At 69.8% G+C, this 6,833-nt stretch carries 8 protein-coding genes; all 8 read left to right on the top strand.

Annotation, left to right across the window (positions count from 1 at the left end; translation table 11 throughout):
• Positions 1-243: 243 nt before the first annotated feature.
• The 8 genes from ABDW59_RS19585 (at position 244) to ABDW59_RS19550 (ending at position 6,828) form a co-directional block, all read left to right on the top strand.
• The gene (locus ABDW59_RS19585) at positions 244-1,257 is read left to right on the top strand and encodes a BadF/BadG/BcrA/BcrD ATPase family protein (RefSeq protein ID WP_343632214.1); all 1,014 of its coding nucleotides are present in this window, start codon (positions 244-246) and stop codon (positions 1,255-1,257) included.
• Entirely contained in the window at positions 1,257-2,099 is an 843-nt protein-coding gene (locus ABDW59_RS19580; protein WP_343632212.1) for an N-acetylmuramoyl-L-alanine amidase, read from the top strand. The genes ABDW59_RS19585 and ABDW59_RS19580 overlap by 1 nt, the downstream gene beginning before the upstream one ends.
• Before the next feature lie 7 nt (positions 2,100-2,106).
• Positions 2,107-3,117: an ABC transporter permease subunit gene (locus ABDW59_RS19575; RefSeq protein WP_343632210.1), complete on the top strand. Its 1,011-nt coding sequence runs from the start codon at positions 2,107-2,109 to the stop codon at positions 3,115-3,117.
• A 43-nt stretch (positions 3,118-3,160) separates the two neighbouring features.
• Positions 3,161-4,054, top strand: coding sequence for an ABC transporter permease subunit (locus ABDW59_RS19570; protein WP_343632218.1), 894 nt, complete (start codon positions 3,161-3,163; stop codon positions 4,052-4,054).
• Positions 4,054-4,998 (top strand): ABC transporter ATP-binding protein, encoded by a 945-nt coding sequence (locus tag ABDW59_RS19565; RefSeq protein ID WP_343632208.1) that lies wholly within the window; start codon positions 4,054-4,056, stop codon positions 4,996-4,998. The genes ABDW59_RS19570 and ABDW59_RS19565 overlap by 1 nt, the downstream gene beginning before the upstream one ends.
• Positions 4,995-5,987: a peptide ABC transporter ATP-binding protein gene (locus ABDW59_RS19560; RefSeq protein WP_343632207.1), complete on the top strand. Its 993-nt coding sequence runs from the start codon at positions 4,995-4,997 to the stop codon at positions 5,985-5,987. Before ABDW59_RS19565 ends, ABDW59_RS19560 begins: the two co-directional genes overlap by 4 nt.
• Before the next feature lie 129 nt (positions 5,988-6,116).
• On the top strand, positions 6,117-6,470 hold the full coding sequence (locus ABDW59_RS19555) for an antitoxin (RefSeq protein ID WP_343632206.1): 354 nt from the start codon (positions 6,117-6,119) through the stop codon (positions 6,468-6,470).
• Entirely contained in the window at positions 6,460-6,828 is a 369-nt protein-coding gene (locus tag ABDW59_RS19550) for a type II toxin-antitoxin system RelE/ParE family toxin (protein ID WP_343632205.1), read from the top strand. The genes ABDW59_RS19555 and ABDW59_RS19550 overlap by 11 nt, the downstream gene beginning before the upstream one ends.
• The last annotated feature ends 5 nt before the right edge of the window (positions 6,829-6,833 follow it).

Below are 6,833 nucleotides of genomic sequence, written 5' to 3'. Positions count from 1 at the left end.
GCGAGAAATACACTGGGACGCGGCCATGGCTGCCCCCTGCGAAAGTGAGTCTCGACAACTTCAACTTAGCAGGTGCAGCACCTGGCCGCGTCTCGTTCTTCCCCGCACATCGGCGAAGAACCTTTTTTTTTGCCATCCCCTCGATGGGTTCATGAGCCATGAGCCCGAGTCATACCCGCCCCGCGCATTGACAATGGCGGGCGTGCTGCGCCCCCCTTAAGCTGCGCGCGCCGCATGACCCCCATGACCGCCACGCCCACCCGCCCCGACTCGCCCTCGAGCGCCCCTGCCGCCCCCGCGCGGCCGGCCTCGACACGCATCGCCGCTGGCAGCCTGGGCCTGGGACTGGACGCCGGCGGCACGCAAACCCGCTGGGCCCTGGCCGGCCCCGACGGCGCGACGCTCGCCCGCGGCGAGGTCGGCGGCTTCAGCGCGCTGCTGCTGGACAGCAGCGCCGGTCGCGTCGGGTTGGCCCAGACGCTGCAAGCCCTCGCCGCCGCGGTGCACGAACACGCGCCCCCTGGCGCCCTGCGCGGCCTGCAGGCCGGCATCACCGGACTGGGCGAACCCGACGGCCCCGCCGGCCGCCAGCTGCGCGCGCTGCTCGCGCAACACCTGGGACTGGACCCCGTCCACATCCTTTGCGACAGCGACATCGCCCAGGCCTGGCATGCGCTCTTCCGTCCGGGCGAGGGCTACCTGGTCTACGCCGGCACCGGCGCGATCGCCGCCTTCATCGACGAGCACGGCGCGATGCACCGCGCCGGCGGCCGTGGTCCGCTGTTGGGCGACGAGGGCGGCGGCCAGTGGATCGCGCGCGAGGCGCTCGCCCTGGTCTGGCGCCGTGAGGACGAACAACCCGGCGCCTGGACGCATTCCCGCCTGGCCACCGCGCTCTTCGAGGAGCTCGGCGGCGCGGACTGGGCGACCTCCCGCGCCTTCATGTACGGGGGCGACAACGCCAGCCGTCGCGGCGCCATCGGCCGCCTGGCGCTGGCCGTCGCCCGCGCCGCCGCTGATTCCGATGCCGATGCGCTCGCCCTGTTGCGCCGCGCGGGCGCCGAGCTCGCCCGTCTGCCGCTGGCGCTGGTGCGACGTCTGGGCCCGCGCCCCGTCGCCGCCGCGGGCCGCGTGCTGCAGCTGCATCCGGCGATCGAGGCCGGCCTGCGCGCGGCGCTGCCGCAAGACCTGACCCTGACCCTTCAACAACCCGACACCGCCCTCGCCGCCGCGCAACGGGCCGCCCGACCGACATGATGAAGACCAAGCTCCTCACCCTCGCCGCGGCCGCGCTGCTGGCCGCCTGCGCCTCGCCCACGCTGCAGATCGACCGCACGCATGTGTCGCAGAACCAGGACAGCCGCGTGCAGTTCCTGATCCTGCACTACACCGCGATCGACTTCGAAAAGTCCATGAAGGTGCTGACCAGCGGCGGCAAGGTCTCGGCGCATTACCTCGTCGAGGAACGTCCGGCCAAGGTCTACCAACTCGTGGACGAGAACAACCGTGCCTGGCACGCCGGCGTCAGCTTCTGGGCCGGCGCGACGAATCTGAACTCATCCTCCATCGGCATCGAGATCGTGAACACCGGCTTCACCGAGACGCCGATGGGCCGCGTCTACACGCCCTATCCGCAGGACCAGATCGACCAGGTGCTGGCGCTGTCCAAGCAGATCGTGGCGCGTCATCACATCCGCTCCGACCGCATCCTCGGCCACAACGACATCGCGCCGGGCCGCAAGCAGGATCCGGGTCCGATGTTCCCGTGGAAGCAGTTCGCCGACGCCGGCCTGATCCCCTGGCCGGACGCCGCGCAAGTGCAGATCAAGCAGGCCATCTATCAGCTGGCCCCCGTGCCCGACGTCAGCTGGTTCCAGCAACGCCTGGCGCAGATCGGCTACCAGACGCCCCGCACCGGCCTGTTCGACGTCGCCACCCGCGAGGTCATCAGCACCTTCCAGATGAAGTACCGCCCGAGCAACTACAGCGGCGAGATGGATGCGGAAACCGCCGCGCTGCTGGAGGTCGCCACCACGCAGGGCGGCATGCTGATGAAACAACCCGCGCCGGCCGACAGCCAGGCCCGCTCGCCGAATTGAGCCGGCCTTGCTGAACTTCCTGCTGCGACGACTCGCCACGCTGCTGCCGACGCTGATCGGCGTGACGCTGGTGGCCTTCGGCCTGATCCGGCTGGTGCCGGGCGACCCCATCGCGATCATGATGGGCGAGCGCGCGCTCGACGAGGCTACCCATGCCCGGCTGATGCATGAGCTCGGCCTGGACCAGCCGCTGTGGCGCCAGTACGCGGACTACGTCGGCGGCCTGCTGCACGGCGACCTGGGCCAGTCGCTGGTCTCGCACGAGCCGGTCGCGCAGGAGTTCCTCGCGCTCTTCCCGGCCACGGCGGAGCTGGCGCTGTTCGCACTGCTGCTGGCGGTCGTGCTGGGCATGGCGCTGGGCACGGGCGCGGCGCTGCGGCGCGGCTCGCTGCTCGATCAGGGCGTGATGGGCGCGGCCACGGTGGGCTACTCGATGCCGGTCTTCTGGTGGGGGCTGATCCTCATCATGTGCTTCTCGGTCGGGCTGGGCTGGACGCCGGTCTCGGGCCGCGTGGCGGTGGAGTACGACATCCAGCGCCTCACCGGTTTCATGCTGATCGACGCGGCCTTCCACGACGAGCCCGGCGCCTGGTGGTCCGCGCTGCGTCACCTGCTGCTGCCGGCGCTGGTGCTGGGTACCAGCACAACCGCGGTGATCGCGCGCATGACGCGCTCCAGCCTGCTCGAGGTCCTGCGCGAGGACTACATGCGCAGCGCCCGTGCGCGCGGCCTCTCGCCGCTGCGGATCGTGCTGGTGCACGGGCTGCGCAATGCGCTGATTCCGGTGATCACGGTGATCGGGCTGAAGGTCGGCGGCCTGCTGGCCGGCGCGGTGCTGACCGAGACCATCTTCAGCTGGCCCGGCATCGGCAAGTGGCTGATCGACGCGATCGCGCGGCGCGACTATCCGGTCGTGCAGGCGGGCATCCTGATCTCCGCCTGCACCTTCATCGCGGTCAACCTGCTGGTGGACCTGCTCTATGGCGTGGTCAATCCGCGCATCCGCAAGCAAGGATGACGCGATGAGCGCCCCTCCCTCTCCTCCGAGCGCCGACACCTCGATGCCCCCGTCGATCGCGGCGATCTCGCCGCCCGGCCCCTTCGCCGAGTTCTGGCAGGGCTTCAGCGCCAACCGCGGCGCGCTGGTCGCGCTGATCGTGTTCACGCTGCTGGCGCTGTCCGCCTTGCTCGCGCCGCTGATCGCGCCGCACGATCCGGTGCATCAATACCGCGACGCGATGCTCACCCCGCCGATCTGGATGGACGGCGGCCAGGCGCGCTTCCTGCTCGGCACCGACGAGCTTGGCCGCGACCTGCTGTCTCGCCTGCTCTACGGCGCACGCGTGTCGCTGGGCATCGGCCTGGCGTCGGTGGTGCTGTCGCTGATTCCCGGCGTGCTGCTCGGGCTGCTGGCCGCTTTCCATCAGAAGCTGCTGGCGCCCGTCGTCATGCGGGTGATGGACGTGATGCTCGCGCTGCCCGGCCTGCTGCTCGCGATCTGCGTGATCACCGTGCTGGGTCCGGGCCTGATGAACACGGTGATCGCGATCGCCGTGGGCTCGCTGCCGGAGTACGTGCGCCTGACCCGCGCCGCGGCACTGGCCGAGCTGGGCAAGGACTACGTGACGGCGAGCCGCGTGGCCGGCGCGTCGACCTGGCGACTGATGTTCTCGGCGGTGCTGCCGAACTGCCTCGCGCCGCTGATCGTGAACGCGTCGCTGAGCTTCTCGGCGGCCATCCTCGAGGCCGCGGGCCTGGGCTTCCTGGGCCTGGGCGTGCAGGCGCCGATGGCCGAGTGGGGCACGATGCTCTCGTCGGCGCGCGACTACATCGTGCGCGCGCCCTGGGTGGTGACGCTGCCGGGTCTGGCGATCCTGCTGTCGGTGCTGAGCGTCAACCTGATGGGCGACGGTCTGCGCGACGCGCTCGACCCGCGTCTGAAGAAGGTGTCCTGATGCTGGAGATCCGCGATCTGCGCGTGCGCTTCGGCGCGTTCCCGGCGGTGGACGGCGTCGACCTGGACATCGCGCCGGGTGAGGTGCTGGGCATCGTCGGCGAGTCCGGCTCCGGCAAGTCGGTCAGCATGATGGCGCTGATGGGGCTCATCGACCCGCCGGGCCAGGTCAGCGCCGCCGCGCTGCGCGTGAACGGCCAGGATCTGTTGACGATGAACGCCGCGCAGCGCCGCCAGCTCGTCGGCCGCGACGTGGCGATGGTGTTCCAGGACGCGTTGGCCAGCCTCAATCCGAGCTACACCGTGGGCTATCAGATCGAGGAGGTGCTGCGCGCCCACCTCGGCCTGCGCGGCGCCGCGGCGCGGCAGCGCGCGCTGGAGCTGCTCGCGCAGGTCGAGATCCCGGACGCGCCCAATCGCCTGAAGGCCTACCCGCACGAGTTGTCCGGCGGCATGAACCAGCGAGTCATGATCGCGCTGGCGATCGCCTGCTCGCCCAAGCTGCTGATCGCCGACGAGCCGACCACCGCGCTGGACGTGACCTTCCAGGCACAGATCATGGACCTGCTGCTGCGCCTGCAGCGCGAGCAGGGCATGGCGCTGGTGATGATCACGCACGACCTGGCGGTGGTGGCGGAGATGGCGCAGCGCGTCGCCGTCATGTACGCGGGCCAGGTGGTGGAGACCGGCGCCTTGCCCGATGTCTTCGAGCATCCGCAGCATCCGTACACCGCCGCGCTGCTCGCGGCCATCCCGGAGCACAACCGCGGCGCGCGACGTCTGCAAGCCTTGCCGGGCATCGTGCCGGGCGCGCTGGACCGGCCGACGGGCTGCCTGCTCTCGCCGCGCTGCCCGCGCGTGCAGGCGCGTTGCCGCGCCGAGCGCCCGCCTGTCGTCGGCGGCGCGCGCTGCTTCTATCCGCTGATCGAGGAGACCGTCGCATGAGCGCCGCGCCGAACAAGCCGGCCGCGGCCGACGACACGCCGCTGCTGCGGGCGCGCGATCTGGCGCGGCATTACTCCGTGAGCCGCGGCTGGTTCTCGCCGAAGGCCACGGTGAAAGCCTTGGACGGCGTGAGCTTCGAGCTGCGCGCCGGCCAGACGCTGGCGGTGGTGGGCGAGTCCGGCTGCGGCAAGTCCACGCTCGCGCGCGCGCTGACGCTGATCGAGACGCCCACCTCGGGCGAGCTGCTGATCCAGGGCCGCAACGTCGCGGATGCGGACGCGAGCACGCGCAAGGCGCTGCGGCGGGACGTGCAGATGGTGTTCCAGAACCCGTATGCGGCGCTGAATCCGCGCAAGACGATCGCGGCGACGCTGGCGGAGCCGCTGGTCATCAACACCACGCTGAGCCGTGCGGAGCGGCAGGAGCGGGTCGAGACGCTGGCCGCGAAGGTGGGCCTGCGGATGGAGCATCTGCGGCGTTACCCGCACATGTTCTCGGGCGGGCAGCGCCAGCGCATCGCGATCGCGCGGGCGATGGTGCTGCAGCCGGGCATCGTGGTCGCGGACGAGCCGACTTCTGCGCTGGACCTGTCGATCCAGGCGCAGATCCTGAATCTCTTCATGGATCTGCAGGAGGAGTTCCACACCGGCTACGTGTTCATCTCGCACAACCTGGCGGTGGTGGAGCATGTGGCGGACGAGGTACTGGTGATGTACCTGGGCCGCGTGGTCGAGCGCGGCGAGAAGCGACAGCTCTTCGCGCGGCCGCTGCATCCGTACACGCAGGCGCTGATCAGCGCGACACCGGCGCTGCGGCCGGCGGACCGCCGCGCGCGCATCCGCATCCACGGGGAGCTGCCGAGCCCGCTCAAGCCCCCGACGGGATGCGCCTTCCATCAGCGCTGTCCAATGGCCGTCCCGCGCTGCGCCGAGGTCCGGCCCGAGCTGCGCGAGGTCGATGGGCGGATGGTGGCGTGCGACGTGGTGTGAGCGGTTGACCCTGCAGATTGCGGTGGGTGCCGCCCTCGTTCCAGGTCAGTATTTCGACTGGTCCGAGTCATTGCGACCGTGAACGCGACGACGTGAAATGACGCCTCCCTCAACGCTGGAGGCGCCTCCATGCCGTACCGCTCCCCTGAGTTCCCGATGCCCACCCTGAGCCGTCCGTTCCGGCCGGCCTCTCTCTCGCCACCCATAATCGATCCGCCCTCAGGAGCCGATATGGAAGCGAACAACGACGAGCTGACCGTCAGCATCTCCGCCTTCAAAAAGGAGACCGAGACGATTCTGAAAGAGGCCAACCATCGGCCGATCGCCGTCCTCCGCAATGGCACGCCGGCCTTCTTCGTGATGGACCCGCTGCTCTACGCGGCGATCATGGAAGACCTTGCGGATCAGCCCGTCTATCAGAAGACCATCGAGCGACTGGCCAACGCTTCCAACCTCGTCGAGGTCGACATCGATGACCTCTGACGATGCCCCATCTGGACGAAGGCGCTACCGCCTTCGCTTCTTCCCCGCCGCCTGGGACGAGTGGCTCGCACTCGACGGCTCGGTACGGAAGACGTTGAAGCAGCATTTGGAGAAGCGGCTGATCAACCCCCATCGACCAGGGTCAGTCCTCAACGCCGAGCTGGTCGGCCTTTACAAGATCAAGCTGCTGCGCCAAGGCATCCGGCTGATCTACAGCGTCAATGATGGACTGCTCCTCCTGATCGTCTTCAGCATCGGCAAGCGCGAGGACGCCGCGGCCTACAGGAGCGCGCTGGTCCGGCTCAAGCAAGCGAAGGACGAAGGTCAAGGCTTGGCGGTGGAGGCCTCGCCCGCATAACCCGG

Source organism: Roseateles sp. (genome assembly GCF_039595295.1).
Lineage (GTDB): Bacteria > Pseudomonadota > Gammaproteobacteria > Burkholderiales > Burkholderiaceae_C > Roseateles.
This window is presented reverse-complemented; position numbering and strand designations above follow the sequence as displayed.

Coding starts and splice junctions, on each gene's coding strand:
- ABDW59_RS19560 (WP_343632207.1), top strand. CDS start 4,995: ATGAGCGCCGCGCCGAACAAGCCGGCCGCGGCCGACGACACGCCGCTG.
- ABDW59_RS19555 (WP_343632206.1), top strand. CDS start 6,117: ATGCCGTACCGCTCCCCTGAGTTCCCGATGCCCACCCTGAGCCGTCCG.
- ABDW59_RS19565 (WP_343632208.1), top strand. CDS start 4,054: ATGCTGGAGATCCGCGATCTGCGCGTGCGCTTCGGCGCGTTCCCGGCG.
- ABDW59_RS19570 (WP_343632218.1), top strand. CDS start 3,161: ATGCCCCCGTCGATCGCGGCGATCTCGCCGCCCGGCCCCTTCGCCGAG.
- ABDW59_RS19585 (WP_343632214.1), top strand. CDS start 244: ATGACCGCCACGCCCACCCGCCCCGACTCGCCCTCGAGCGCCCCTGCC.
- ABDW59_RS19550 (WP_343632205.1), top strand. CDS start 6,460: ATGACCTCTGACGATGCCCCATCTGGACGAAGGCGCTACCGCCTTCGC.
- ABDW59_RS19580 (WP_343632212.1), top strand. CDS start 1,257: ATGAAGACCAAGCTCCTCACCCTCGCCGCGGCCGCGCTGCTGGCCGCC.